Consider the following 23519-nt stretch of genomic DNA (forward strand, 5'->3'; position numbering starts at 1 on the left):
CGGACAGCCTGCGGACGCGGCGCCACGCGCAACGGCACCGTGCCGAGCGCTTCGGCGCAGGATTGAGCCATGACCACAGCGAACACAGGCGACCGCGAGGCGCCCGGTGCCGAGCGGCCCGGGGCAGACCCGCCGGCACCCAATGCCGACACGGCACGGCTGCCGTCGGCGGAGCCGATGGCGCCCGGCGCTGCTGCATCCGCGCCGCTGGTCCCACCCGGAGACGCCGCCGCCAGCCCGGCCGTCCTGTTCCGGGGCCGCGCCCTCGATGCGCTGCGCGCCGGGCGCTTCGACCTGGTCGAGCAGGTGCTGGAGTCGGGCGAGCTGGCGGTGCCCGGCCTCATCGAGAACCTCCGCGTCTACCAGGCGGAGCTGGAGATCCAGAACGACGAGCTCCGCGCCAGCGAGCAGCAGGCCCAGACGGCCCTATCACGCTACACCACGCTCTTCACGGAGCTGCCGATGGCGGGCCTGGTGGTGGACGACTACGGCCTGATCCTGGAGGTGAACCCCCGCGCCCGCGCGCTGCTGGCACTGCGCGATATTCGCTCGCACCAGTATTTTCTGGTCCGGCTCGTACACGAGGACGACCGCGGCGCCGTCGGCTCGGCGTTCCATCGCGCCCGCGAAAGCCATTCCGAGGGCCTCTCGGAGGTGCGCTTCTCCGCCGCCGACGGCAGCCGCTTCCAGGCGGACCTGCATATCGCCCACCTGCCCGGGGAGGAACAGGCCCCGCAGCGCTACATTTGCGCCATCGTGGACCAAACCGAGGTCATCCGCCAGCGCAACGCCCTGGCGCGCGCCTACGACGACTTGGAGCGCAGCGAGGAACGCTATCGCGTGCTCGCCGACTTTAGCCCCGACTGGGACTATTGGCTAGGCTCGGACCTGACCTTCATCTACGTCTCCCCGGCCTGTGCCGGCATCACCGGCTATACCGCCGAGGAATTCCGCACCGATCACGGGCTCTTCGAGCGCATCGTGCACGACGACGACCGCGCCCGCTGGCAGGCGCACATCCGGCTTGCACATACGAGCCCCAATCACGACAACGACCCGCTGAGCTTCCGCATCCGCACCCGCGACGGGCGCATCCGCTGGATCGAGCACGTCTGCCGGCCCGTGGCCACCATGGACGGGCGCTACTTGGGCCGGCGCGGGGTCAACCGCGACATTACCCAGCGCCACGAGGCACGCGAGGCACTGCGCCGCAGCGAGGCCCTGCTGAACGACACCGGGCGCCTCGCGCGGGTCGGCGGCTGGGAGCTCAACAGCAGCCTGAACACACTTTTGTGGACTCGGGTTACCCGCGAGCTGCACGAGGTGGCGGACGACTTCGTGCCGACCCTGGAGTCAGCGCTGGCCTTCTACCACCCCGAAGATCGTCCGCTGCTGCGCGACGCCGTGATGCTTGCGCTCGCCGACGGCACCCCGTACGCGCTGGAGCTGCGATTCACCAGCGCCTGTGGCCGGGAGCGCTGGGTCAAGACCACCGGCGAGCCGCTGTGCGCGGCGGACGGCAGCGTCTGCGGCCTGCGCGGCAGCATCCAGGACATCACCGCGCGCGTGGATGCGGACCGGGCACTGCGTGCGAGCGAGGCCCGCTTCCGCGCCATGTTCGACGCCGCGCCGGTGGGCATCGCCGTGGTCGATGCCGAGGGGTGCCCGGTGCTGACCAACCCGGCGCTGGAGCGATTCCTCGGCTATTCCGCCGCGGAGCTGCGCGGCATGAGCTTCCGCGACTACACGCACCCGGAGGAAGTCGCCTGGGACACGCAGCTCTACGCGGAGCTCGTCGCCGGCAGCCGCAGCAGCTACACCCGCGACAAGCGCTATGTCCGCAAAGACGGCCAAGTCGTCTGGGGCCGGCTCACCGTCGCGCTGCTGCACGAACCGAACGACGGCGAGGGCCGCGCCATCGGCATGATCGCCGACATCGACAAGCAGCGCGCCGCCGAGCGCGCCCGCCGCGAGGCCGAGCTGCGCTACCACGCGCTCTATGAGTCCGCCGGCGAAGGCATGAACATCATCCAGAACGGCGTGTTCACATCCTTCAACCGTGCCGCCCTGAACCTGCTCGGCTACGACGACGAGGGCGCGCTGCTCGGCAAGCAGCCGGCGGATCTGGCGCCCGAATTCCAGTCGGACGGCGAGCGTAGCATCGACAAGCAGACGCGTATCCTCGCCGCGTTGGCGGACGGCAAGGTGGAACGCTGCAACTGGGAGCACCTCTGCGCCGACGGCAGCCTCAGGCTGCTGCAATTGACCCTGATCCCCGTGGAGCTCGGCGGCGAGCCGGCCATCTTCGCCATCTGGCACGACCTCACCGAGCGGCGCGCGGCGGCGCTGCGCGAGGCGCGGGCAAAAACCGTGTTCGAGAACACCTCCGAGGGCATCATCGTCGCGGACCCGGAGCTTCGCATCGTCGCCGTGAACCGCGCCTTCACCGAGATCACCGGCTACACCGAGGACGAGGCCCTGGGCCAGACGCCGCGCATTCTCCAGTCGGGCCGCCACGACGAGAGCTTCTACCAGGCCGTGTGGGCAGCGCTGACGCGCACCGGCCAATGGCGCGGCGAGTTCTGGAACCGGCGCAAGAACGGCGAGATCTACCCGCAGCTCAGCACCATTACGGCCGTGCACGAGGCTGGCGGGCGCTTGTCGAGCTATATCGCCGTATTCGGCGATATCACCCAGCTAAAGCGCTCCGAGGAGACCCTCTACCAGCTCGCGCACAAGGACGCCCTCACCGGACTCGCCAACCGCACGCTGCTGCGCGCCCGCCTGGAGCAGTCGCTGCGCCGCGCCGCGCGCGACGGCAGTATGCTCGCGCTGCTGTTCCTGGACCTGGATCTGTTCAAAAACGTCAACGACACACTCGGCCATCCGGTGGGCGACGCCTTGCTACAAAGCGTCGCCGGCGCCATGGCCGAGCAGGTGGCGGACCGCGACAATATCGCGCGCCTGGGCGGCGATGAGTTTGTCGTGCTGCTGGAGGACATGGCCGAGCCGAACGCGGCCGCGATGCTCGCGCGCCGCCTGCTCGCCATTTTCACTAGGCCGTTCGAGGCGCAAGGGCGCGAGCTCCACATCACCGCGAGCATCGGCATCAGCGTCTTCCCGGGCGACGGCGAGGACATGGACGCGCTACTCGCCAACGCCGACGTGGCCATGTACCAGGCGAAGGAACGGGGCCGCAACACTTACCGCTTCTTCAAGCCCGAAATGACCGACGGCGCCATCGAGCGACTCAAGCTCGAGAACGCGCTGCGCGGCGCGCTCGCCCGCGACGAGCTGGCCCTGGAGTTCCAGCCCCAGGTGCGCCTCACCGACGGCACCATGCACGGGGCCGAGGTGCTGCTGCGCTGGCATCACCCGGAGCTCGGCAAGATCCCGCCGGCGCGCTTCATCCCCATCGCCGAGGAGCTCGGGCTCATCAGCGAGCTTGGCGCCTGGACCCTGGAGCATGGCTGCCGGCAGCTCGCACGCTGGGACGCGGAGGGCTTTCTGGTGCCGCGCCTGGCCGTGAACCTGTCCGTGCGCCAACTGGAGCGGTCCGGGCTCGTGGAGGAGATCGTCGCCATCCTAGCGCGCACCGGCGTCGAGCCGGACCGGCTTGAGCTGGAGGTCACCGAGTCCATGCTGATGCGCCGCGCCGAGCAGGTCATCGCCAACTTAGGCGTGCTGCGCGGCATGGGTATCACCATTGCAGTGGACGACTTCGGCAGCGGTTTTTCTTCGCTGGCCTATCTAAAGCGGCTGCCCATTCATCGGCTCAAGATCGACAAGTCCTTCGTCGACCAATTGACGCTCGACAAGAACGACGACGCCATCGCGCGCGCCATCATTGCGCTGGGCCGCGGGCTCGGGCTCGAGGTCCTCGCCGAGGGCGTCGAGACCCAAGCCCAGGCCGATTTTCTGCGCCGCGAAGGCTGCGCCGAGGCGCAAGGCTTCCTATTCGGCCGGCCGATGCCGGCCGCGGCGCTCGTTGCGAGCGCGTCGGGTAACCACCTCGCGCGGCGGCAGCGGCCATTGCCCACCTGACCCCCGTGCGGCGTTTCCCGCACTGTTGCACGCGCGGCGTCGTGGTCGTGGTCGCGGTCGTGGTCGCGGTCGCGGTCGTGGTCGTGGTCACCATCGACTGTCCGAGTTGCTGACGGGTGGACTAGTGTTGCCTGTGTCGTCGGTGTTGACTGGAGTGTTGACCTCCTCGTCAACACCGCAAGCGAGCGCGATGCACCCCTGTTTACCACGAAAGTCGCGCGCAGCGCGCGCCTTAGTCCCCATCTCCCCCTGGAAGAGGGCCGGGGTGAGGGCAACGGCCCTGGCGAGCAGCGCCTTTCATCCTCCACTTTCATCCTCCAGGGTGGCGCTGGTCGCCATGGCCGTTAGCTGCTTGTCGGAGCCAGTTGCCTGTCCCAGCCAGGCGAGCAACCAGTCGTTGGCATATGCCTTGTTCACCGCACGGGTGTTGGACAAGGCCCGGCGATCGCGGTGGGAGAACACCGCTATTGCTGCCTGACGGCGCGGCGCGCTACAGCGTCGTTGCAATCCGCCGGGCGCAGTGCAAGGGCGGTTGGCGCAGGCCAACGGTGGCCCGATCTTTCTCGACGAGACCGCCGAGATCAGCGCGGCCGTCCGGGCCAAGCTGCTGCGGGTGAGCCAGTTCTGATGGCTCGATGAGCCGACCAAGCGCGGCGGATTGCGGGCCGAGGAACACTCCCCGGCCCTCGGCCCCAGCTCAAGCGGCCCTGGCTGGCGCGTCAGGCCGTAACCCCTAGGGTCTGCTGGATCTGCCCCACCACGAGCGGATGCAGGCCGCTGGCCTGGGCGAACTGCGCGAGGTATTGCCGCTCGGCGTCGGTGTCCACCTCCACCGCGAGCAGGGAGGCTGCATAGACCTGGGCGGCGACCTCCTGGTTCGGCATTTCGGCGGCGAAGGCCTGCACGTTGAGCGGTGTTTGCATCTGCTGCATTACCCACTGCTGCATGCCCGAATCGGCGCCGCCTTCCTGCAGCTTGCCGACGATGCGCTGCATCTCGTCCGGGGAGATCTGCCCGTCCGACTTTGCGGCATTGATCATGCCCTTGAGCACGAGCTGCGCGGTGGACTCGAGCGCCTCCTGCTCGGCGGTGTTCTGCGGCGCACGCAGACCGAGCGGCACGTTACCACCGGACCACGGACCGGACTGGCCGGACTGGCCGCCCGGCATCAGGCCGCCGAGCAGTTCCGCAAGGCCGCCGCCCTGTCCGCCCGCTGCTTGGGCCTCGCCGGCGCTGGTCAGCGCCTTCATCGCCACGCCTGCAAGCACGGCCAGCATGCCGCCCTGCGCCGCCGCGCCAGTGCCGCCGCCGCTCATGAGCGAGCCGAGCACCGCGCCCAGGCCGCCGCTCTGCCCCGGCTGCTGCGCGGCGTTGCCGAGGCCGCTCTTGACGATGTCCAGAAGGCCGCCGAGCATGCCGGACATGTCAGCGGGAGTGCCGCCCATGCCGGGCGCACCACCGCCGCCCATCGCGCCCAAGCCGGTGCGCTGGAGTTGCTCTAGTGCACTGCCGATGCGGTTGCCCGCGGACGGGGCCATGGCGCTCTGCATGAAGGCGCCGACGAGGCTGCCGAAGTCGTTCATGTGCCGATCCTCTGAAAAAAAAGTGGAGACATGACAGGGGAGCGGGCGGCGTAGCTGCGCGCGCACCGGGCCGCCCCAGCCTGCGCTTTGTACCCCAGCGAGGCGCTCAGGTGTAGCGTCGGGTGGCGTCAGTCCATGTGATGTAAGCCAGGATGTCAGCCGCCGAGGCGGCGCAGCAACGCCTCGGCGGCGGGGCGCTCGGGAAACTCCCTGGTCATCAGGTTCAGCAGCAGGGCGCGTGCCTCGGCGCTGCGGTCCGCCCCGACCAGCCCTTCGGCGTAGTGATACCCGATGGTGGCGTCCGTGGGCTGTTCGCGCGTCGCCTCCTCAAGTAGCGTCAAGCCCCGTTGCACCTGGCCGGAGCGTACCAGCAGGATGCCGAGCGTATCCTTGATGGCCGGCGCTGTCGGATCGGCCCGCAGCGCCCGCTCGGCGTAGCCGAGGGCGCGCCCCGGGTCCGTCTCGCGCAGCAGCCAGGCGAGATTATTCAGCACCAGCGGGTTGGATTGGAGGGCCGCGTCCGACTCCATCAGGCCTTCGAGCAGCATCCGGCCTTCGTCCACGCGACCGACATCCACCAGCACTTCCGCAAGCATGACCTTGCCCGTGGCGTCTGCCGGGTGGCGCGCGAGCCAGTCCTCGAGCACCTGCACGGTCTCTGCCGTGGCATTGGCGGCGCGCTGAGCGTCCACCAGCTTGTGCAAGACGCCGAGGTCGTCGGGATAGTCCGCGTAGAGGTCCTGGAGCAGACGCACCGCGCCTGCTCCATCGCCGTGGGCCAGCAACAGATCGGCCTTGAGCCCCAGCAAGCGCGGAGCGTTATCGGTGGCCCCGAGGAGCCGCTGCACCAGTGCGAGCTGCTCGGATGAGCCCTTGTATTGCGCCAGCGCCCGATCGAGGGCCGAGCCCATGAGCGGGCTGCGCGGCGCCATGGCGGCCGCGGTGACCAGCGCCTCTTCCATCGCCGGGATGTTCTCCTGCTCGGCATACACCGCCGCGAGCAGGTAGTTCGGTGTGGCGCTGTCAGGTGTCTTGAGCTTGAGGGCCTGCAAGGTCTTTACGGCCAAGTCGAGGTCCCCCGCGGCGGCCTGGGCCTGGCCGAGCACCAGCATCAGCTCCGGTTCCTGCCGCATCCGTTCGGGCGCGGACTGCACCAGCGTGCGGGACTGTTCCGCCGTGCCGTGGCGCAGATAGCTTCGCGCCAGCGCGAGCCGGAAACGCGCCTCCTCCGGACGGGCATCCATCGCCGCCCGCAAGCGCTGCTCCTGGCCACGCAGGTCGCCGCCGTATTCATCGAGCTCTGCCAGCGCCAGCGTCGCCTCCACATGCCCCGGCACCGCGGTAACGACCTGCTCCAAGAGCATACGCGCCCGCTCGGGCTCCGCATCGAGAATAGCAAGCTTAGCCAGGTTCAGCGCTGCATCCGGAAACGCCGGATCGCTGTCGAGGGCCGCACGGAAGGAGGCGCGGGCATCTGCCTACGCCCCAACCGCAAGCTGCGCAAGGCCGAGCGCGTTGAGCGCATAGGAATCGGCGCGGCGCGCGCTGGCGAGCCGCTGGGCCAGCTCCAGCGCCACCTCCGCACGCTCGAGCTCAAGCAGGATCTTCACCTGCATCAGCGGTGCGGTTCGCTCCAGCGGATCGAGCGCCAAGGCCTGCTCCAACTGCACCAGCGCGGCCTCCCGCTCGCCCAGCCGATGCAGATTCTCGGCGACGGCGACGCGATACTGGGCGACATCGGGCTCGAGCTCGATGATGCGATCGAGCGGCTGCTGCGCATCCTGCCAGCGCCCCTGGCGGCCGAGCGCGCGCGCGAGACTCACCAACAGCTCGGGCTGATCCGGCTTCTGCGCGAGCGCCTTGCGCAGTAGCGTCTCGGCCGCCGCAGGGTTATGTTTTTGGAGCAGCAGCTCCGCGAGCGCGCGGTTTGCCGGCACGGAAGACGGCAACAGATCGAGGTATTTCTGCAGATAGTTGGCGGCCAGATCCAGGTTTCCACGCTCCATCTCGGCCAGCGCAGACAGGTATAGCGCGCGCAGGTTGCCGGGGTCGAACTTGAGGTAGGCAGCGAGTGACGTGAGTCCGGCCTCCAAATCCCCATGCGCCAACGCCAACGCGCCGCGTGCGAAAAAGAGACCGGGAAAGCCCGGAAACTCATCGGCGACGGCGTCGATATCCGCTGCGGCCGCGTCGAGCTTACCCAGCTCCAGCCGCGCCAACGAGCGTTTGAAGCGCGGCATCCACTTGTTGCGTCCAGCCACGATGGCCTTCACTAGCGACTCCTCGGCAGCCGCATACCGGGCCTGGGCGAAATCGACCTCGGCCAGCAGCTCCCAGGCCTGCGCAGCGCTGGGATCCTGCGCCGCTGTGCTAAGCAGGACCTGCCGGGCCTGTTCGATGTCGCCCTCGAGCAGCGCCAAGCGGGCAAGGCCGAGCTGGGCGTCGAGCTGGTTTGAAACCAGGGACAGTGCGCGGCCGTATTCGGCGCGAGCCGCCGCCGGGTCGCCGAGCCCGCGATGCGCGTCGCCCCGTAGGGCAGCGAGAGCCGCCTGGCCTGCGGGGTCCGCCACCGCGGCCACTGCAACCTCGTCCAGCACCTGCTGGTACTGCCCCAACAGCAGCAGCGCGCGTGCCAATGGCGGCAGCACGAGGGCGCGTGGGGCGCCGGCGGATTGCGCTTTCAGGAGCTCGTTCCGTGCCGCAGCCGCTTGATAGAGGTCAAGAATGACGCGCGCCAGCAGCACGCGGGCGTCGATGTCGTCCGGGGCTTTGTTCAGATGCTCCTTCAACACCAAGGTGGCCGCTGTGAGCTCGCCTTGCTGCCAATAGTCCCGCGCGCGATCGAGCTCGTCCGCAGACGCGATGGCAACGCAACACAAGGCAGCGCAGCACAAGGCGGCGCCGATCCAAGATGGAGCCAAGAGGCGTGGTCGAATCATGAAGCACTCTTTATCGGCGCGCCGCAGACGCGGCGGAAGGAAGATAGAGATCGACGCCGCGCAGCGCGACCTGCCAGCGCCGACGCAGCGTCTCTGGGGCCGACCGATGTCGCTGTGTCAAGTTGTGAATGTTATCGGATCACCCGGCCGCAAACCGAGTGTCTGATCAGCGCGTCCCTGATTGACGGCTATTTCAAGCAGCCCGAAGGCGTTCTCGTACCAGAACGCGGTCCCGGGGACGACATCCGAGAAGGTCCGCGCGCCGCGGACGCTGGCGCCTGCGACGTGCACAACAGCGTCGGCCGGGATCTCTGCGGCCACCAATCCCGACAGGCTGTTGCCGTAATGGTCGATGTAGCAGACCTTTGCCGCCGCGGCGGGCCAATCGGCGCCCTGCATCTCAGTAGGATCAATGGCCACAGCGCCCGGCAGAACCCCATTGCTGATCTGCACGGCGAGCGGTATGAAGAGGTCGCGGCCATGAAAGGTCGCGGACATGCCGCACGGGCGCCAGTGGATGCGCCAGGCCCGCGCAGCGCCGCGCTGCCGTTGCACCAGGACGCTCAAGAGCCCGTTGTCCGGGGCGAGAAACCAGTCTTTGCCGATGCGCACCGCCAAAACGCCACGCTCGCTGCCAACCCCGGGGTCGACGACGCAGACATAGAGCGTCCGCGCAGGCAGGTCACGTACCAGACCGGGCAGCAGGTAGGCCGCCAAATCCGGGCGAAATGGCACCAGGTTCGAGATCAGGTCGATGACCGAAAGGGACGGCCGCGCTGCGGCGAGCAGGAGCCGCATTTGGCCCACATACGGTCCGGTACCGAAATCGCTCAGCAGTGCCACGCACTTAGGCCTTAGCCGGCGTGGCACGCGCACGGGTTTGGGCGCTGGCGTCATCGACAACGAAAAAGGCCGGGATGACCCGGCCTTCTCTCGCCCGCGCGGGCCATGGGAGCGAGCTCCCGCCAACGCGTCAATCGTCGGCGACGTCACCGGTGCCATCGCCGACGGGACGATCCACAAGCTCGACAAAGGCCATCGGCGCGGAGTCCCCAGGGCGGAAGCCGCACTTCAAGATGCGCAGGTAGCCACCAGGACGGGCCTGGTAGCGGGGCCCAAGATCCGTGAACAGCTTGCCCACGGCGACCTTGTCGCGCAGGCGCGCAAAGGCGAGCCGACGATGATGCACGGAGTCGGTCTTGCCCAAGGTGATCAGGGGCTCCGCGACGCGCCGCAGCTCCTTGGCCTTCGGCAAGGTGGTCTTGATGAGCTCGTGACGGATCAGCGAGCTCGTCATGTTGCGAAACATCGCTTCGCGATGCGAACTGGTACGGTTGAGTTGCCTGCCGGCTTTGCGATGGCGCATGATCTTGATTCCGTTGAGTGCTGTAGCCGCGAGGTCACTTGACCATCAGCTCGTCGATGTTCTCCGGCGGCCAGTTGTCCAGACGCATGCCGAGGGACAGGCCACGGGTGGCCAGCACGTCCTTGATCTCGGTGAGAGACTTCTTGCCGAGATTCGGAGTCTTCAGCAGCTCCACCTCGGTGCGCTGAATCAGGTCGCCGATTAGGTAGATGTTTTCCGCCTTAAGGCAGTTCGCGGAACGCACCGTGAGCTCAAGCTCATCCACAGGGCGAACCAGGATCGGGTCGAACGGCGGCTCCTTCGGCGCGAACTCCGCCGGCATGTCACCGCCCGTGCTGGTCTCCAGATCGACAAAGCTCGACAACTGATCGCGCAGGATGATCGCCGCCTTCTGGATGGCCTCCTGCGGATCGATGGTGCCGTTGGTCTCCAGATCGATCACCAGTCGGTCGAGGTCCGTGCGCTGCTCGACACGCGCCGAGGGCACCTCGATGGAGACGCGGCGGACCGGGCTAAACGACGCATCAAGCGGCAGCTTGCCGATAGGCCGGTCCTCGCCGGGCTCAAGCTCCCGCTGCGTCGCCGGCACGTATCCGCGCCCGCGCTTGACGGTCAGCGTCATGCTGAGCTCGGTTTCGCCGGTCAGGTTCGCGATGAGCAATTCAGGGTTCGCGATCTCGGCGGTGTGGTCGAGGGCGATATCCGCGGCCGTCACCGGCCCGGGACCGACCTTGCTCAACGTGAACGTGGCCTCTTCGCGCCCGTTCAGCGCAATGGCGAGGTCCTTCAGGTTGAGCAGAATTTCGAGCACGTCCTGCTGCACGCCCTCAATGGTCGTGTACTCGTGCAGGATGCCCTGGATCTCCACTTCGGTGATCGCATAGCCGTCCATCGACGACAACAGGATGCGCCGAAGTGCGTTACCCAGCGTATGCCCGAAGCCGCGCTCAAGGGGCTCCATCGACACCCGAGCGCGATGCTTCGAGCCTTCGACGGCCTCCACTTTGACAATGCGCGGCTTGAGGAATCCGCTTCCGGCGTCTGCCATGTTCAAGAACCTCTGGGGATCAGACCCCTGAAAAATCTTACTTCGAGTACAGCTCGACAATCAGCGATTCGTTGATGTCGGGGGGAAGGTCGCCACGGTCGGGAACGCGCTTGAACACGCCCTTGGCCGCTTTGGTATCGACCTCCAGCCAATCCACGAAGCCGTATTGCTCGGCCAGCGCCATGGCGTTCTGCACGCGCAACTGCTTCTTGGCCTTCTCGCGGACCTCGATCTCGTCCTCCGGAGACACGCTGAAGGACGGAATGGACACCACCTTGCCGTTCACGAGCACGCCCTTGTGACTGATCAACTGCCGCGCCTCGGCGCGCGTGGAGCCAAAGCCCATGCGGTAGACGACGCTGTCGAGGCGGCGCTCCAGCAACTGCAGGAGATTCTCGCCGGTAGCGCCCTTGAGGCGCGCTGCATCCTTGTAGTAGTTGCGAAACTGCTTCTCCATGATGCCGTACATGCGGCGTACCTTCTGCTTCTCGCGCAGTTGCACGCCGTAGTCAGACAGCCGGCGCCGACGGTCCTGGGTCTGGCCAGGCACCTTTTCCATGTTGCATTTGGTTTCTAGTGCACGCGCGCGGCTCTTCAGCCCGAGGTCGACGCCCTCGCGCCGCGCTAGCTTGCAGGTCGGTCCAACGTACCTTGCCATTTCGAATGAGTCTCCGGTTAGACGCGCCGCTTCTTCGGCGGGCGGCAGCCGTTGTGGGGGATCGGGGTCACGTCGGTGATGCTGGTGACCTTGAACCCCGCGTTGTTCAGCGCGCGCACGGCGGACTCGCGTCCCGGCCCCGGTCCCTTCACGTTCACGTCGAGGTTGACGATGCCGAACTCCTTTGCAGCGGCGCCGGCGCGACTTGCCGCAACCTGTGCGGCGAAGGGCGTGCTCTTGCGCGAGCCGCGGAACCCGGAACCACCAGCCGTCGCCCAGGCGAGGGCATTGCCTTGCCGGTCCGTGATCGAGATGATCGTGTTGTTGAAGGAGGCGTGCACATGGGCAATGCCATCTGCCACCTGCTTCTTAACCTTCTTACGCTGTTTAACTTGTTTTGCCACCGAATGCTCCTGGGCGAAATCGCTTCACGGTCCGCCGAGAACCGGCGGCCTGCGCTGTATGACTGTGCTGCGCTCGGCCGTTCGCGCCTAGCGCTTGATCGGGCGGCGCGGCCCCTTTCGGGTACGCGCATTAGTGCGCGTGCGCTGCCCGCGCAGCGGCAGGCCGCGCCGGTGGCGAATGCCGCGATTGCAGCCGAGGTCCATCAGACGCTTGATGTTCATAGACACCTCGCGCCGCAGGTCGCCCTCAACGGTGTACTTGCCGATCTCGACACGCAGCCGTTCGACCTCTTCCTCGGACAAGTCCTGGATGCGCGTCGTTGCCGGCACGTTCGCGGACTCGCAAATGCGCGCGGAAAGCGTGCGGCCGACGCCGTAGATGGCCGTCAGCGCGATGACCGCGTGCTTGCGGTCAGGAATGTTGACGCCGACGATGCGGGCCATGCTGGGAACTCCTCAATCTCGCGAGCGCGAACGTAAACCGCGCAGTCTAACAATCTGTTTCGACCCCGTCAATAGAAGGGGACTCAACCCTGGCGTTGCTTGTGCCGAACATCCTTGCAGATCACGCGTACGCTGCCGTTGCGGCGAATGATCTTGCAGTGCCGGCAAATCTTCTTCACCGATGCCTGAACTTTCATTGGTTTCTCCCGGCGCTGATCGCGCCTTCGCCGCGTCGACCCATGCCGGCCGGCTCTGGTTGTTCTGTGCCTAGCCTCAGCGGGTCAGCCCCGCACCAGGCGCCTTCAGGTTGGCCTTCTTCATCAGGCCTTCGTACTGGTGCGACATCAGATGCGCCTGCACCTGCGCCATGAAGTCCATGACCACGACGACCACGATCAACAGCGACGTGCCGCCGAAGTAGAACGGGACATTCCAACCAACGATCAGGAACTCGGGCAACAGGCACACCGCGGTGATGTAGATCGCGCCGGCCGCAGTCAGCCTCGTCATCACCGTGTCGATGTAGCGCGCCGTTTGCTCTCCCGGGCGGATCCCCGGAATGAAGGCACCGGAGCGCTTCAGATTGTCGGCTGTGTCCTTCGAATTGAACACAAGCGCCGTGTAAAAGAAGCAGAAGAAGATGATCGCGGCGGCGTACAGGATGACGTAGATCGGCTCACCGGGCGAGAGCTTCGACGTGATGTCCGCAAGCCAGCGCAAGTCCTCGGACTGCCCGAACCACTGCCCGAGTGTGCCCGGGAACAGGATGATGCTGGAGGCAAATATCGGCGGGATGACGCCCGCCATGTTCAGCTTCAGCGGCAGATGGGTGCTCTGCGCGGCCATCATGCGCCGGCCTTGCTGGCGGCGCGCATAATTGACCGTGATCCGTCGCTGCCCTCGCTCCACAAAGACGACAAATGCCGTCACCCCGAGCGCGAGCGCGAACAGCGCCAGCACCGTGAGTGCGTTCATCTCACCGGTTCGCACCAGCTCTAGGGTGCCGCCGACCGCGGCGGGCAGCCCGGCGACAATGCCGGCGAAGATGATCAACGAGATGCCGTTGCCGATGCCTCGCTCGGTGATCTGTTCGCCCAGCCACATCAGGAACATGGTTCCGGTGACCAGCGACACGGCCGCCGTGAACACGAACGCGAAGCCCTGCATGACCACGAGCGGCGAGCCGCCGGCCGTCTGCCCCTGCAGCGCAAACGAGATGCCAATGGCCTGGAAGGTCGCCAGCACTACAGTGCCATAGCGCGTGTATTGCGTGATCTTGCGCCGCCCTGACTCACCTTCTTTCTTGAGCTGCTCCAACTTCGGGATCACCGCCGCCATCAACTGCATGATGATGCTTGCCGAAATGTACGGCATGATCCCAAGCGCGAGAATGCTCGCGCGCTCCAGCGCGCCACCCGAGAACATGTTGAACATGTCCAGGATGGAGCCCTGGTTCTGATCGAACAGGATCGCGAGGGCCTCCGGGTTGACGCCGGGAACCGGGATGAAGGTCCCAATCCTGTACACGAGCAGCGCCCCGAGCACGAACAGCAGACGCTGACGCAGTTCGGTGAGCCTGCCCATGCCGCCGAGGGACTGCATGGCCGATGTGCTGCTCTTAGCCATAGGTGTGAGCTGGACTCCTGGAGTCTCCGTCGCACGCGCGTGCGCGCCGTGGGTGACCGCGATCCGAGGCCTGAGGCGTCACTCCTCGACGCTGCCGCCGGCCGCCTCGATGGCGGCCTTCGCACCGACCGTGACGCCGACGCCGCGCACCTTCACCGCCCGCTTCACCTCGCCGGACTTGATGATCTTGACGCGCTTGATCGACTTGCCAATGACGCCGGCGGTCCGCAGCGTGTCGAGCGTGACCTCGTCGCCGTCCACCGCTGCGAGCTCGCTCAAGCGGACCTCCTCGCGGGTGGCTGCCTTACGAGACGTGAAGCCCACCTTCGGCAGTCGGCGCTGCAAGGGCATCTGACCACCCTCGAAGCCCACCTTGTGAAAGCCGCCCGCGCGGGCCTTTTGGCCCTTGTGGCCGCGTCCGGCGGTCTTGCCGAGGCCGCTGCCAATGCCACGGCCAACACGCTTGCGCGCCGGGCGGCTGCCCGCGGCCGGTTTCAAATCGTTCAAGTGCATGTCAGCTCTCCGTGACCTCGCGCACCATGTACGAGACCTTGTTCAGCATGCCGCGCGTGGCCGGGGTGTCTTCAACCTCGACCACTTGGTGGATGCGCCGAATGCCGAGGCCACGCACACAGGCCTTATGTGTATCGAGACGCCCGTGCAAGCTCTTGAAGAGCTGCACACGCATGGTGGCCTTGCCCGCGTCGCTCATGACAAGATCTCCTCGACGGTCTTGCCGCGCTTCGCCGCCACATACTCGGCGTCCACCATGTTGGTGAGGCCGTTGATGGTGGCCCGCACGACGTTCATGGCGTTGTTGGTGCCGATGCACTTGGCAAGCACGTTCTGCACGCCGACCACCTCGAACACCGCGCGCATGGCGCCGCCGGCGATGATGCCGGTACCCTCGGATGCCGGCTGCATGTACACATGCGCGGCACCGTGATGGCCCACCAGCGGATACTGCAGCGTGGCGCCCTTGAGACGGACGTCGATCATGTTCTTGCGCGCGGATTCCATGGCCTTCTGAATGGCCACGGGCACCTCACGCGCCTTGCCGGTGCCGAAGCCGACGCGGCCCTTGCCGTCTCCGACCACGGTCAGGGCACCGAAGCCGAAGACTCGCCCGCCCTTAACGACCTTCGCGACCCGGTTGACGGAGATCAGCTTTTCGAGCAGGTCGTCGCCTTCCGGCTTGGGATTGAATGCTGCCATTGGCGCTTACCTAAAACTTGAGTCCGTTTTCCCGCGCCGCATCGGCCAGGGCCTTAACGCGACCGTGATACTTGAAGCCGGAGCGGTCGAAGCTGACCTGCTCGACACCCGCCGCACGGGCGCGCTCGGCCACGATCTTGCCGATGGCGGCAGCCGCGCTGACGTTGCCGGAGTGTCCCTCGGCCGTCTGTCGGTACTCCTTGTCCAGCGTTGAGGCGCTGGCGACAACGTGATTGCCGTCCGGCGAGATGATCTGCGCATAGATGTGCCGCGGCGAGCGAAACACACAGAGCCGATGCGCAGCGAGCTCGCGGATCTTGGCCCGGGTGCGCGTGGCGCGCCGCAGGCGTGCTTGTTTCTTGTCCATCGCTGACACCCCTACTTCTTCTTCGCTTCTTTGCGCATGACCTGCTCATCCGAGTAGCGCACGCCCTTGCCCTTGTACGGCTCCGGCGGGCGGTAACGGCGGATCTCGGCGGCTACCTGCCCCACGCGCTGCTTGTCGGCACCGCGGACGATGATCTCCGTCGGCGACGGCGTTTCCACCTCGATGCCCTCGGGCACCGGGAAATCCACCGGATGCGAGAAGCCGAGCGACAGGCTCAGCACCTTGCCCTTGGCCTGGGCGCGATAGCCGACGCCCACCAGGTTGAGCTTGCGCTCGAAGCCAGTGGCGACACCGGTGATCATGTTGTTCAGCAGCGCGCGCGTGGTGCCCGCCATGGCCCAATGCTCGCCGCTGTCGTTGGCCGGTGCGACCTTGACGACGCCGTCGTCGAGCGCCACGGACACCGTGTTGTGCACATGCCAGGCCAGCGTGCCCTTCGGGCCCTTGACCGCAAAATCCTGACCGCTGATCGTCACGTCCACGCCGGACGGGAGCTTGATCGGCGACTTGGCAACTCTAGACATGCCGACCCCCGCTTAAGCGACGTAGGCGATGATCTCGCCGCCGTGGCCCGTTTGCCGGGCCGCGCGGTCGGTCATCAACCCCTGAGATGTGGAAACGATCGCGATGCCGAGCCCGGCCCACACCCGGGGCAGCTCGTCGCAACCGCGGTAGATGCGAAGGCCCGGCTTGGACACGCGGGTCAGTTGCTCGATGACGGGCTTGCCACGGTAGTACTTGAGGCGAATCTCAAGCTGCGCCTTGCCGCCGTCCTCGTGGACGGAGAAGTCGCTGATATAGCCCTCGTCCTTGAGCAGGACCGCGATAGCCTTTTTCTGCTTTGACGACGGCATGCGAATAGTGACCTTGCCGCGCGTCTGGCCGTTGCGGATATGCGTCAGCATGTCCGCAATGGGATCCGACATACTCATTGTATTCCTCCAGGGTCAGGCCACCGATGCCGGCGCGATACCCGTTCGAGTCAGGGTGCCGGGCGCCGCTGCGACCTGCACCATTTCCGTTGCCCGCCGAGACGGACCCAATCAATCAGTTACCAGCTCGCCTTGACCACGCCCGGCACGTCGCCACGCATGACCGCTTCGCGCAGCTTGTTTCGGGACAGGCCGAACTTGCGATAGACGGCGTGCGGGCGCCCGGTCATGCGGCAGCGCCGCTGCTTGCGCGCCGGGCTCGCATCACGGGGCAGCTTCTGCAGGCCGATGACGGCGGCGTCGACCGCCTCCGGCTCTGCCGTGCGATCGTTGATGACGGCCTTCAGTCGCTCCCGCTTGCCGGCGTACTGCGCCGCGATGCGTGCACGCTTGACCTCGCGCGCGATCATGCTCTTCTTCGCCATGTCTCGACCCTATGTCCGAAACGGAAAATTGAACGCAGCCAACAGGGCTCGGCCCTCTTCATCGGTGCGCGCGGTGGTCGTGATGGTCACGTCGAGGCCGCGGATCGCATCGATCTTGTCGTAGTCGATCTCCGGGAAGATGATCTGCTCACGCACGCCTATGGAGTAATTGCCACGACCGTCGAATGCCTTCGGGCTCAAGCCGCGGAAGTCCCGAATACGGGGGATGCCGATGCTGATCAGCCGATCAAGGAACTCATACATCCGCTCGCGGCGCAGGGTGACCTTGCAACCGATCGGCCAGCCCTCGCGAATCTTGAACCCGGCGACGGACTTGCGCGCCTTAGTCACGATCGGCTTCTGCCCGGAGATGCGCGTCAGGTCGCCGACTGCATTCTCCATGATCTTCTTGTCGTTAATCGCTTCGCCGACGCCCATGTTGAGCGTGATCTTCACCAGCCGCGGCACCTGCATCACGCTCTTATACGCGAAGTGCTCCTGTAGCTGCGGGACGATCTGTTCCTGATATTGCGTAGCCAGTCTGGACATAACAGCTCAACTCAAACGTCGACGACTTCGCCGTCGGACTTGAAAACACGCACCTTGCGACCGTCGCCGAGCACCTTGAAACCGACCCGGTCGGCAGCGCCCTTAGCCGGGTTGTAGAGCCCGACGTTGGACACGTGCAGCGGCATCTCCTTGTCCATGATGCCGCCAGCGACGCCCCGCTGCGGGTTCGGCTTCTGATGCTTCTTGGCGATATTGACGTTCTCCACCACGAGGTGCTCGACGTCCAACACACGCAGCACGGTGCCCCGCTTACCCTTGTCCTTGCCGGCGATGACCATCACGTCATCGCCTACCTTGATCTTGCGCATAGCTCTCTAAACCTGGTTCGCCGACCGCTTTGGTGCTCACAGCACCTCGGGGGCAAGGGAGATGATCTTCATGAATCGCTCACCACGCAGCTCACGTGTCACCGGCCCGAAGATGCGGGTACCGATGGGCTGCAGTTGGTTGTTCAGCAGCACCGCGGCGTTGCCGTCGAAGCGAATCAGCGAGCCGTCGGGTCGGCGCACGCCTTTGCGTGTGCGCACGACAACGGCGTTGAACACATCGCCCTTCTTCACCTTGCCGCGCGGGATCGCATCCTTGACCGTCACTTTGACGATGTCGCCGATGTTCGCGTAGCGCCGATGGGAGCCGCCCAGGACCTTGATGCACATGACCGCACGTGCACCGCTATTGTCCGCGACCCCGAGGCGGGTTTGCATTTGAATCATGGTCTGGACCTACCTCAATAAATGTCCCATGGCGCGTGCGCCCGGATGACGTCCGCGCAATACGGTCGCGGCGCCGGCAATCAGCGCGCCTTGTCGACGACTTCAACGAGCCGCCAGCACTTGGTCTTCGACAGCGGCCGACACTGCTCGACACGGACCCAGTCGCCGTTGTTGCACTCGTTCTCCGCATCGTGTGCGTGCAGCTTCGTGGAACGACGAATGAATTTGCCGTACAGCGGGTGCTTGACCCGCCGCTCCACCAGCACCGTGATCGTCCGGTCCATGGCATTGCTCACCACACGTCCGGTGACGATGCGGTTGCTAGTCTGCTCGGACATGTCTGTATCGTCTGTCATCGCCGTCCCACTCGGTTCGCTATCTTCGCTCACTGGCTGCCACCCGTGCCCGTCGGCTGTTCGGCCATCACGGTCTTGATGCGTGCGATCTCGCGGCGCGGCACCTTGAACCGGGACGGCCGGCTCAACTGACCATTGCCTTTCTGCATACGCAGATTGAACTGCTCCCTGAGCAGCTCCAGCAATTGCTTCTGAAGATCCTCGTGGGCTCGCCCGCGCAATTCTGCCGCTTTGCTCACAGCACCGTCCTCTTCTCAAACGTCGTCTGCACCGGCAGCTTCGCCGCCGCGAGCCGGAACGCGTCGCGGGCCATCTCTTCGGTGACGCCCTCGATCTCGTAGAGCATCTTGCCCGGCTGCACCAGTGCGACCCAGTACTCGACGTTACCCTTGCCTTTGCCCATGCGCACTTCCAAGGGCTTCTTGGAAACCGGCTTGTCGGGGAACACGCGAATCCACAACTTGCCGCCACGCTTCACCTTGCGCGTGATCGCACGTCGAGCGGCCTCAATCTGGCGCGCCGTGAGGCGACCGCGATCGACCGCCTTCAGGCCGTATTCGCCGAAGGACACCTGGTTGCCGCTCTGCGCCAGACCCCGGTTGCGGCCCTTGTGCTGCTTGCGGAACTTGGTTCTCTTGGGTTGCAACATGCGTCAGCCCCTCCGCGCGCTGCGCTTCTCCGCCGGCTGCGGCTCCTCGGGCATGCCCTCGAAGACCTCACCGCGGAAAACCCACACTTTCACGCCAAGCACGCCGTAGGTCGTACGTGCCTCGGCGAACCCGTAGTCGATATCGGCGCGCAGCGTGTGCAATGGCACCCGGCCCTCCCGATACCACTCCGAGCGCGCAATCTCGGCGCCGTTCAAGCGACCCGCGATATTGACGCGAACACCGCCGGCGCCGGCGCGCATCGTCGACTGCACGGCCCGCTTCATGGCGCGGCGAAACATGATACGCCGCTCCAACTGCTGGGCGATGCCCTCGGCCACCAACTGTGCGTCGAGCTCCGGCTTGCGGATCTCCTCGATGCTGATGTGCACCGGGACACCCATGCGCTCGGAGACCTCGGCGCGCAGCTTGTCGATCTCTTCGCCCTTTTTGCCGATCACGACACCCGGGCGCGCAGTGTGAATCGTGATATGCGCGTTCTTTGCCGGACGGTTGATCTGGATCCGGCTCACCGACGCCGACGCGAGCTTCTTCTTCAGAAAGCTGCGCACCTCGATATCGGTGTTCAGGAAATTGGCGTAGTCCTTCGTGTCGGCATACCAGGTGGACGTCCAGTCCTTGACGATGCCGAGGCGAATGCCCGTCGGATTAACTTTCTGTCCCATAGCTTTCTGCCACTTAGCCTTCGGCCACAGTCACGCTGATGTGACTGGTCCGCTTGAGGATGCGCGACGCGCGGCCCTTGGCCCGGGCGCGAATACGCTTCATGGTCGGCCCTTCATTGACCTGTACCGCGATGACCTTCAGCTCGTCGACATCGGCACCCTCGTTGTGCTCGGCGTTGGCGATTGCCGACTCAAGCACCTTCTTAAGCAGCGGTGCTGCCTTCTTGGTGCTGAATTGCAGGTCGTTGAGGGCGCGCTCCACGTGCAGGCCACGGATCTGGTCAGCGACCAGCCGGGCCTTCTGCGCAGAGATGCGCGCGTATTTCAGTGTTGCCACCGCTTGCATGACTGTTCTCCCGGCGCGTCCTGGATCAGCGCTTCTTGGCCTTGCGGTCGGCGGCATGGCCGCGGAAGGTCCGCGTCAGCGCGAACTCACCGAGCTTGTGCCCGATCATGTTCTCGTTGATCAACACGGGCACGTGCTGCCGCCCGTTGTGCACGGCGATGGTGAGGCCCACCATCTCCGGCAGAACCATGGAGCGCCGTGACCACGTCTTGATCGGGCGCTTGCTGTTCTGCGCCACCGCATCGGACACCTTCTTCGCCAGATGGTGGTCGATGAATGGCCCCTTTCTAATTGAACGTGGCACTGACTCGATCCTCGAAACTGTCGTTACTTGCGACCGCGGCGACGCACAATCATGCCGTCGGTACGCTTGTTCTTGCGGGTCTTGTAACCCTTGGTCGGCACGCCCCAGGGCGTGACCGGGTTACGGCCGCCGGAGGTCCGGCCCTCGCCACCGCCGTGCGGATGGTCGACCGGGTTCATGACGACACCGCGCACCGTCGGGCGCACACCACGCCAACGCGACGCACCCGCCTTGCCGAGCTTCTGCAGGCTGTGCTCGCCGTTGCCGACGGTGCCGATGATGGCCCGGCATTCGGTGTGCACCTTCCGCATCTCCCCGGAACGCAGGCGCAGCGTTGCGTGGTTGCCTTCGCGGGCCACGAGCTGCACCGAGGTCCCTGCGGAGCGCGCGAGTTGGGCGCCTTTGCCCGGGCGAAGCTCGATGCCATGCACCTCCGTGCCGACGGGGATGTTACGCAGCGGCAGGCAATTGCCGACCGCAATGGGCGCCGTCTCGGAGGCGATGACGGTATCGCCCGCCTTCAGCCCCTTCGGCGCCAACACATAGGCCCATTCGCCGTCCGCGTACTTGAGCAGAGCCAGGTGTGCGGAACGGTTCGGGTCGTACTCGAAGCGCTCGACGGTCGCCGGGATGTCCTGCTTGCGGCGCTTGAAGTCGACGATGCGGTAGCGCTGCTTGTGCCCGCCGCCCTGATGGCGGACGCTGACGCGGCCGGCGTTGTTGCGCCCGCCGGTGCGCGTCTTCTTCTCCACCAGTTGCCGCATCGGCTCGCCCCGGTATAGGTCGGGGTTGGTCACCTTGACCATAAACCGCCGCCCGGGCGACGTGGGTTTCATTTTTGCGATTGCCATCTCTGCCTACCCCTGTGCGACGCAGCTCAGGCGCCGCCGCCGAAATCGATGTCTTGCCCGGGCTTCAGGCGGACGTATGCCTTGCGCCAATCCGAGCGGCAACCGCCGCGGGACCCAAAGCGCTTGCGCTTGCCCTTCACGTTCAGCACGCGGACGTTGTCCACCTGCACCTCGAACAGGAGCTCAACGGCGCGCCCGATCTCGTGCTTGGTCGCGTCGGTGGTCACCCGGAAGACATACTGGCCATTGTTGTCGGCGGCGAGCGTCGACTTCTCCGAGATGACGGGCCCCAAGAGCACCTTCATCAAGCGTTCCTGATTCATGCGAGGCGCTCCTCCAGGCGATGCAGCGCGGCTTCGGTGATCAAAAGCTGCGAGAAACCGATGAGGCTCACCGGATCGACGGTCGCTGCTGTGGCCACGTCCACGTGCGGCAGGTTACGGGCCGCCAGCAAGAGCGCGTCGGTCGGCGCTTCAACGACGATCAGCACATCGGTGAGGCCGAGCTCAACGAGCTTCGCCTTCAGCGCCTTGGTCTTGGGCTCCTCGATGCCGAGGTTCTCCGCCACGTGAATGCGGCCTTGACGCGACAGCTCCGACAGGATCGAGCGCACCGCGCCGCGGTACATCTTGCGGTTGACCTTCTGCGCGTAGTTCCGCGGTTCCGCGGCGAAGGTCTTGCCGCCGGTGCGCCACAGCGGGCTGCGCGTGGTGCCCGCACGAGCGCGACCGGTGCCCTTCTGGCGGAAGGGCTTGGCGCCGCCGCCACTGACCGCGGAGCGGTTCTTTTGCGCCTTGGTGCCGGCACGCGCGCCCGCCAGATAGGCCGTGACGACCTGGTGTACGAGCGCCTCGTTGTAATCGACGCCGAAGATCGAGTCGGATACCTCGACCGTCACGCCATTCGCTGCGTTGAGTTGCATCTCGCTCAGCCCTTGTTCTTCTGCTTGACGGAGGGCAGCACGATCAGGCGACCACCGGCGGGACCGGGAACGGCCCCCCGCACCAGCAGCAGGTTCCGCGCCGCATCGACGCGGACGATCTCCAGGTTCTGCTGGCAGCGGTCCACGTTGCCGTGCTGGCCCGCCATGCGCTTGCCCTTCCAGACGCGCCCCGGCGTCTGGCACTGACCGATCGAGCCCGGCGCACGGTGCGACAGCGAGTTGCCGTGCGTGCGGTCCTGGCCGCTGAAGTGATGCCGGCGGATGGCGCCGGAGAAGCCGCGCCCCTTGGTGACGCCACGTACATCCACCTTCTGTCCGGCCTCGAATACGCCGACGCCGAGCTCCGCGCCTGGCGCGAGGTCGTCACCGACGCCGTCTTCGAGCCGGAACTCGCGCAGGCTGTCGCCGGCCTCGACCCCGGCCTTCGCAAAGTGGCCGGCCATCGGCTGGGTTACCCGCGACGGACGCCGCGAGCCCGCCGTGACCTGGACGGCGCGGTAGCCGTCCGTCTCCTCCGTGCGCACCTGCGTGACACGATTCGGCGCCACCTCAATGACGGTGACGGGAATGCTCGCCCCGTCGTCACCGAAGATGCGCGTCATGCCCGCTTTGCGCCCGATCACTCCAATGCTCATGTCTGCTATCCCGATTCGCGCCCGGGTCTGTAAGCCCGGCGCTCTGGTTCAGTCTTCAGCCGAGGCGGATGGACACGTCCACGCCGGCGGCGAGGTCCAGCTTCATCAACGCATCCACGGTCTTGTCGGTCGGATCGACGATGTCCATCAGCCGCTTGTGGGTGCGCAGCTCATACTGATCGCGCGCGTCCTTGTTGACGTGCGGCGAGATCAGGATCGTGTAGCGCTCGTGCTTTGAGGGCAGCGGCACGGGGCCGCGCACCTGTGCACCGGTGCGCTTTGCGGTGTCGACGATCTCGCGCGCTGACTGGTCGATCAGCCGGTGGTCGAACGCCTTGAGACGAATACGAATACGTTGGTTGGCCATAGTCGTGACTTATTATCCTTAGGCGATGA

General features: G+C 66.0%; 34 protein-coding genes and 1 pseudogene. 2 read left to right on the forward strand and 33 right to left on the reverse strand.

Annotated features, from left to right (window positions below; genetic code table 11):
• Positions 1 to 69: 69 nt before the first annotated feature.
• The gene (locus ML01_RS08615; protein WP_058554988.1) at positions 70 to 4044 is read left to right on the forward strand and encodes a PAS domain S-box protein; all 3975 of its coding nucleotides are present in this window, start codon (positions 70 to 72) and stop codon (positions 4042 to 4044) included.
• Between the two features lie 297 nt (positions 4045 to 4341).
• On the opposite strand, the gene ML01_RS28505 is transcribed toward ML01_RS08615, so the two are convergent.
• The gene (locus tag ML01_RS28505; RefSeq protein WP_156427610.1) at positions 4342 to 4479 is read right to left on the reverse strand and encodes a hypothetical protein; all 138 of its coding nucleotides are present in this window, start codon (positions 4477 to 4479) and stop codon (positions 4342 to 4344) included.
• A gap of 97 nt (positions 4480 to 4576) precedes the next feature.
• On the opposite strand from ML01_RS28505, the gene ML01_RS28510 reads away from it, so the two are divergent.
• Positions 4577 to 4672, forward strand: a complete 96-nt coding sequence (locus ML01_RS28510; protein WP_371258197.1) for a sigma 54-interacting transcriptional regulator — start codon at positions 4577 to 4579, stop codon at positions 4670 to 4672.
• 91 nt (positions 4673 to 4763) lie between these two features.
• On the opposite strand, the gene ML01_RS08620 is transcribed toward ML01_RS28510, so the two are convergent.
• From ML01_RS08620 to rpsJ, 32 genes and pseudogenes are all read right to left on the reverse strand, one after another.
• On the reverse strand, positions 4764 to 5627 hold the full coding sequence (locus ML01_RS08620) for a DUF533 domain-containing protein (RefSeq protein WP_058554989.1): 864 nt from the start codon (positions 5625 to 5627) through the stop codon (positions 4764 to 4766).
• A 155-nt stretch (positions 5628 to 5782) separates the two neighbouring features.
• Positions 5783 to 7093 (reverse strand): annotated as a pseudogene (locus tag ML01_RS08625) (tetratricopeptide repeat protein); the annotation flags it as partial.
• A gap of 12 nt (positions 7094 to 7105) precedes the next feature.
• Positions 7106 to 8566 carry a tetratricopeptide repeat protein gene (locus ML01_RS08630; RefSeq protein ID WP_082674080.1) on the reverse strand — a complete coding sequence of 487 codons (1461 nt, stop codon included), beginning with the start codon at positions 8564 to 8566 and terminating at the stop codon, positions 7106 to 7108.
• A 117-nt stretch (positions 8567 to 8683) separates the two neighbouring features.
• The gene (locus ML01_RS08635) at positions 8684 to 9409 is read right to left on the reverse strand and encodes an S-adenosyl-l-methionine hydroxide adenosyltransferase family protein (protein WP_254045180.1); all 726 of its coding nucleotides are present in this window, start codon (positions 9407 to 9409) and stop codon (positions 8684 to 8686) included.
• A 130-nt stretch (positions 9410 to 9539) separates the two neighbouring features.
• Positions 9540 to 9932 carry a 50S ribosomal protein L17 gene (rplQ, locus tag ML01_RS08640; RefSeq protein WP_058554993.1) on the reverse strand — a complete coding sequence of 131 codons (393 nt, stop codon included), beginning with the start codon at positions 9930 to 9932 and terminating at the stop codon, positions 9540 to 9542.
• Between the two features lie 34 nt (positions 9933 to 9966).
• Entirely contained in the window at positions 9967 to 10980 is a 1014-nt protein-coding gene (gene rpoA, locus ML01_RS08645) for a DNA-directed RNA polymerase subunit alpha (RefSeq protein WP_058554994.1), read from the reverse strand.
• A 37-nt stretch (positions 10981 to 11017) separates the two neighbouring features.
• Entirely contained in the window at positions 11018 to 11638 is a 621-nt protein-coding gene (gene rpsD, locus ML01_RS08650; protein ID WP_058554995.1) for a 30S ribosomal protein S4, read from the reverse strand.
• Positions 11639 to 11655: 17 nt separating this feature from the next.
• Complete coding sequence (gene rpsK / locus ML01_RS08655; RefSeq protein ID WP_058554996.1) at positions 11656 to 12042, reverse strand: 30S ribosomal protein S11; 387 nt, start codon at positions 12040 to 12042, stop codon at positions 11656 to 11658.
• An 87-nt stretch (positions 12043 to 12129) separates the two neighbouring features.
• A complete protein-coding gene (gene rpsM / locus ML01_RS08660; protein WP_058554997.1) occupies positions 12130 to 12486 on the reverse strand; it encodes a 30S ribosomal protein S13 in 357 nt (118 codons plus the stop codon).
• Between the two features lie 83 nt (positions 12487 to 12569).
• The gene (gene rpmJ / locus ML01_RS27055) at positions 12570 to 12683 is read right to left on the reverse strand and encodes a 50S ribosomal protein L36 (RefSeq protein WP_082674081.1); all 114 of its coding nucleotides are present in this window, start codon (positions 12681 to 12683) and stop codon (positions 12570 to 12572) included.
• Between the two features lie 76 nt (positions 12684 to 12759).
• Positions 12760 to 14088, reverse strand: a complete 1329-nt coding sequence (secY, locus tag ML01_RS08665; RefSeq protein WP_371258198.1) for a preprotein translocase subunit SecY — start codon at positions 14086 to 14088, stop codon at positions 12760 to 12762.
• A 102-nt stretch (positions 14089 to 14190) separates the two neighbouring features.
• Entirely contained in the window at positions 14191 to 14625 is a 435-nt protein-coding gene (gene rplO, locus ML01_RS08670) for a 50S ribosomal protein L15 (protein ID WP_058554999.1), read from the reverse strand.
• Position 14626: 1 nt separating this feature from the next.
• Positions 14627 to 14824: a 50S ribosomal protein L30 gene (gene rpmD / locus ML01_RS08675; protein WP_058555000.1), complete on the reverse strand. Its 198-nt coding sequence runs from the start codon at positions 14822 to 14824 to the stop codon at positions 14627 to 14629.
• Positions 14821 to 15327: a 30S ribosomal protein S5 gene (rpsE, locus tag ML01_RS08680; RefSeq protein ID WP_058555001.1), complete on the reverse strand. Its 507-nt coding sequence runs from the start codon at positions 15325 to 15327 to the stop codon at positions 14821 to 14823. The genes rpmD and rpsE overlap by 4 nt, the downstream gene beginning before the upstream one ends.
• A 10-nt stretch (positions 15328 to 15337) precedes the next feature.
• A complete protein-coding gene (gene rplR / locus ML01_RS08685; protein WP_058555002.1) occupies positions 15338 to 15694 on the reverse strand; it encodes a 50S ribosomal protein L18 in 357 nt (118 codons plus the stop codon).
• An 11-nt stretch (positions 15695 to 15705) separates the two neighbouring features.
• The gene (rplF, locus tag ML01_RS08690; protein WP_058555003.1) at positions 15706 to 16239 is read right to left on the reverse strand and encodes a 50S ribosomal protein L6; all 534 of its coding nucleotides are present in this window, start codon (positions 16237 to 16239) and stop codon (positions 15706 to 15708) included.
• Between the two features lie 12 nt (positions 16240 to 16251).
• Complete coding sequence (gene rpsH, locus ML01_RS08695; RefSeq protein ID WP_058555004.1) at positions 16252 to 16647, reverse strand: 30S ribosomal protein S8; 396 nt, start codon at positions 16645 to 16647, stop codon at positions 16252 to 16254.
• Between the two features lie 119 nt (positions 16648 to 16766).
• Positions 16767 to 17072, reverse strand: coding sequence for a 30S ribosomal protein S14 (rpsN, locus tag ML01_RS08700; RefSeq protein ID WP_058555005.1), 306 nt, complete (start codon positions 17070 to 17072; stop codon positions 16767 to 16769).
• A gap of 9 nt (positions 17073 to 17081) precedes the next feature.
• Complete coding sequence (rplE, locus tag ML01_RS08705; RefSeq protein ID WP_058555006.1) at positions 17082 to 17621, reverse strand: 50S ribosomal protein L5; 540 nt, start codon at positions 17619 to 17621, stop codon at positions 17082 to 17084.
• A gap of 11 nt (positions 17622 to 17632) precedes the next feature.
• On the reverse strand, positions 17633 to 17950 hold the full coding sequence (gene rplX, locus ML01_RS08710) for a 50S ribosomal protein L24 (protein WP_058555007.1): 318 nt from the start codon (positions 17948 to 17950) through the stop codon (positions 17633 to 17635).
• A 36-nt stretch (positions 17951 to 17986) separates the two neighbouring features.
• A complete protein-coding gene (rplN, locus tag ML01_RS08715) occupies positions 17987 to 18355 on the reverse strand; it encodes a 50S ribosomal protein L14 (protein ID WP_058555008.1) in 369 nt (122 codons plus the stop codon).
• A gap of 80 nt (positions 18356 to 18435) precedes the next feature.
• Complete coding sequence (rpsQ, locus tag ML01_RS08720) at positions 18436 to 18693, reverse strand: 30S ribosomal protein S17 (protein ID WP_058555009.1); 258 nt, start codon at positions 18691 to 18693, stop codon at positions 18436 to 18438.
• Positions 18694 to 18740: 47 nt separating this feature from the next.
• Positions 18741 to 18950, reverse strand: coding sequence for a 50S ribosomal protein L29 (gene rpmC / locus ML01_RS08725; RefSeq protein ID WP_058555010.1), 210 nt, complete (start codon positions 18948 to 18950; stop codon positions 18741 to 18743).
• Positions 18947 to 19360, reverse strand: coding sequence for a 50S ribosomal protein L16 (rplP, locus tag ML01_RS08730; protein ID WP_058555011.1), 414 nt, complete (start codon positions 19358 to 19360; stop codon positions 18947 to 18949). Before rplP ends, rpmC begins: the two co-directional genes overlap by 4 nt.
• 3 nt (positions 19361 to 19363) lie before the next feature.
• Positions 19364 to 20044, reverse strand: coding sequence for a 30S ribosomal protein S3 (rpsC, locus tag ML01_RS08735; protein WP_058555012.1), 681 nt, complete (start codon positions 20042 to 20044; stop codon positions 19364 to 19366).
• 13 nt (positions 20045 to 20057) lie between these two features.
• Entirely contained in the window at positions 20058 to 20390 is a 333-nt protein-coding gene (rplV, locus tag ML01_RS08740) for a 50S ribosomal protein L22 (protein WP_058555013.1), read from the reverse strand.
• A 25-nt stretch (positions 20391 to 20415) separates the two neighbouring features.
• Entirely contained in the window at positions 20416 to 20694 is a 279-nt protein-coding gene (gene rpsS / locus ML01_RS08745; RefSeq protein WP_058555014.1) for a 30S ribosomal protein S19, read from the reverse strand.
• A gap of 23 nt (positions 20695 to 20717) precedes the next feature.
• Positions 20718 to 21545, reverse strand: coding sequence for a 50S ribosomal protein L2 (gene rplB, locus ML01_RS08750; protein ID WP_058555015.1), 828 nt, complete (start codon positions 21543 to 21545; stop codon positions 20718 to 20720).
• 26 nt (positions 21546 to 21571) lie between these two features.
• Positions 21572 to 21868 (reverse strand): 50S ribosomal protein L23, encoded by a 297-nt coding sequence (gene rplW, locus ML01_RS08755; protein WP_058555016.1) that lies wholly within the window; start codon positions 21866 to 21868, stop codon positions 21572 to 21574.
• Complete coding sequence (gene rplD, locus ML01_RS08760) at positions 21865 to 22467, reverse strand: 50S ribosomal protein L4 (protein ID WP_058555017.1); 603 nt, start codon at positions 22465 to 22467, stop codon at positions 21865 to 21867. Before rplD ends, rplW begins: the two co-directional genes overlap by 4 nt.
• Before the next feature lie 5 nt (positions 22468 to 22472).
• Complete coding sequence (rplC, locus tag ML01_RS08765) at positions 22473 to 23123, reverse strand: 50S ribosomal protein L3 (protein WP_058555018.1); 651 nt, start codon at positions 23121 to 23123, stop codon at positions 22473 to 22475.
• A 55-nt stretch (positions 23124 to 23178) separates the two neighbouring features.
• The gene (rpsJ, locus tag ML01_RS08770) at positions 23179 to 23490 is read right to left on the reverse strand and encodes a 30S ribosomal protein S10 (RefSeq protein WP_058555019.1); all 312 of its coding nucleotides are present in this window, start codon (positions 23488 to 23490) and stop codon (positions 23179 to 23181) included.
• Positions 23491 to 23519 lie beyond the last annotated feature (29 nt).

Source organism: Thiohalocapsa sp. ML1 (assembly GCF_001469165.1).
Lineage (GTDB): Bacteria > Pseudomonadota > Gammaproteobacteria > Chromatiales > Chromatiaceae > Thiohalocapsa.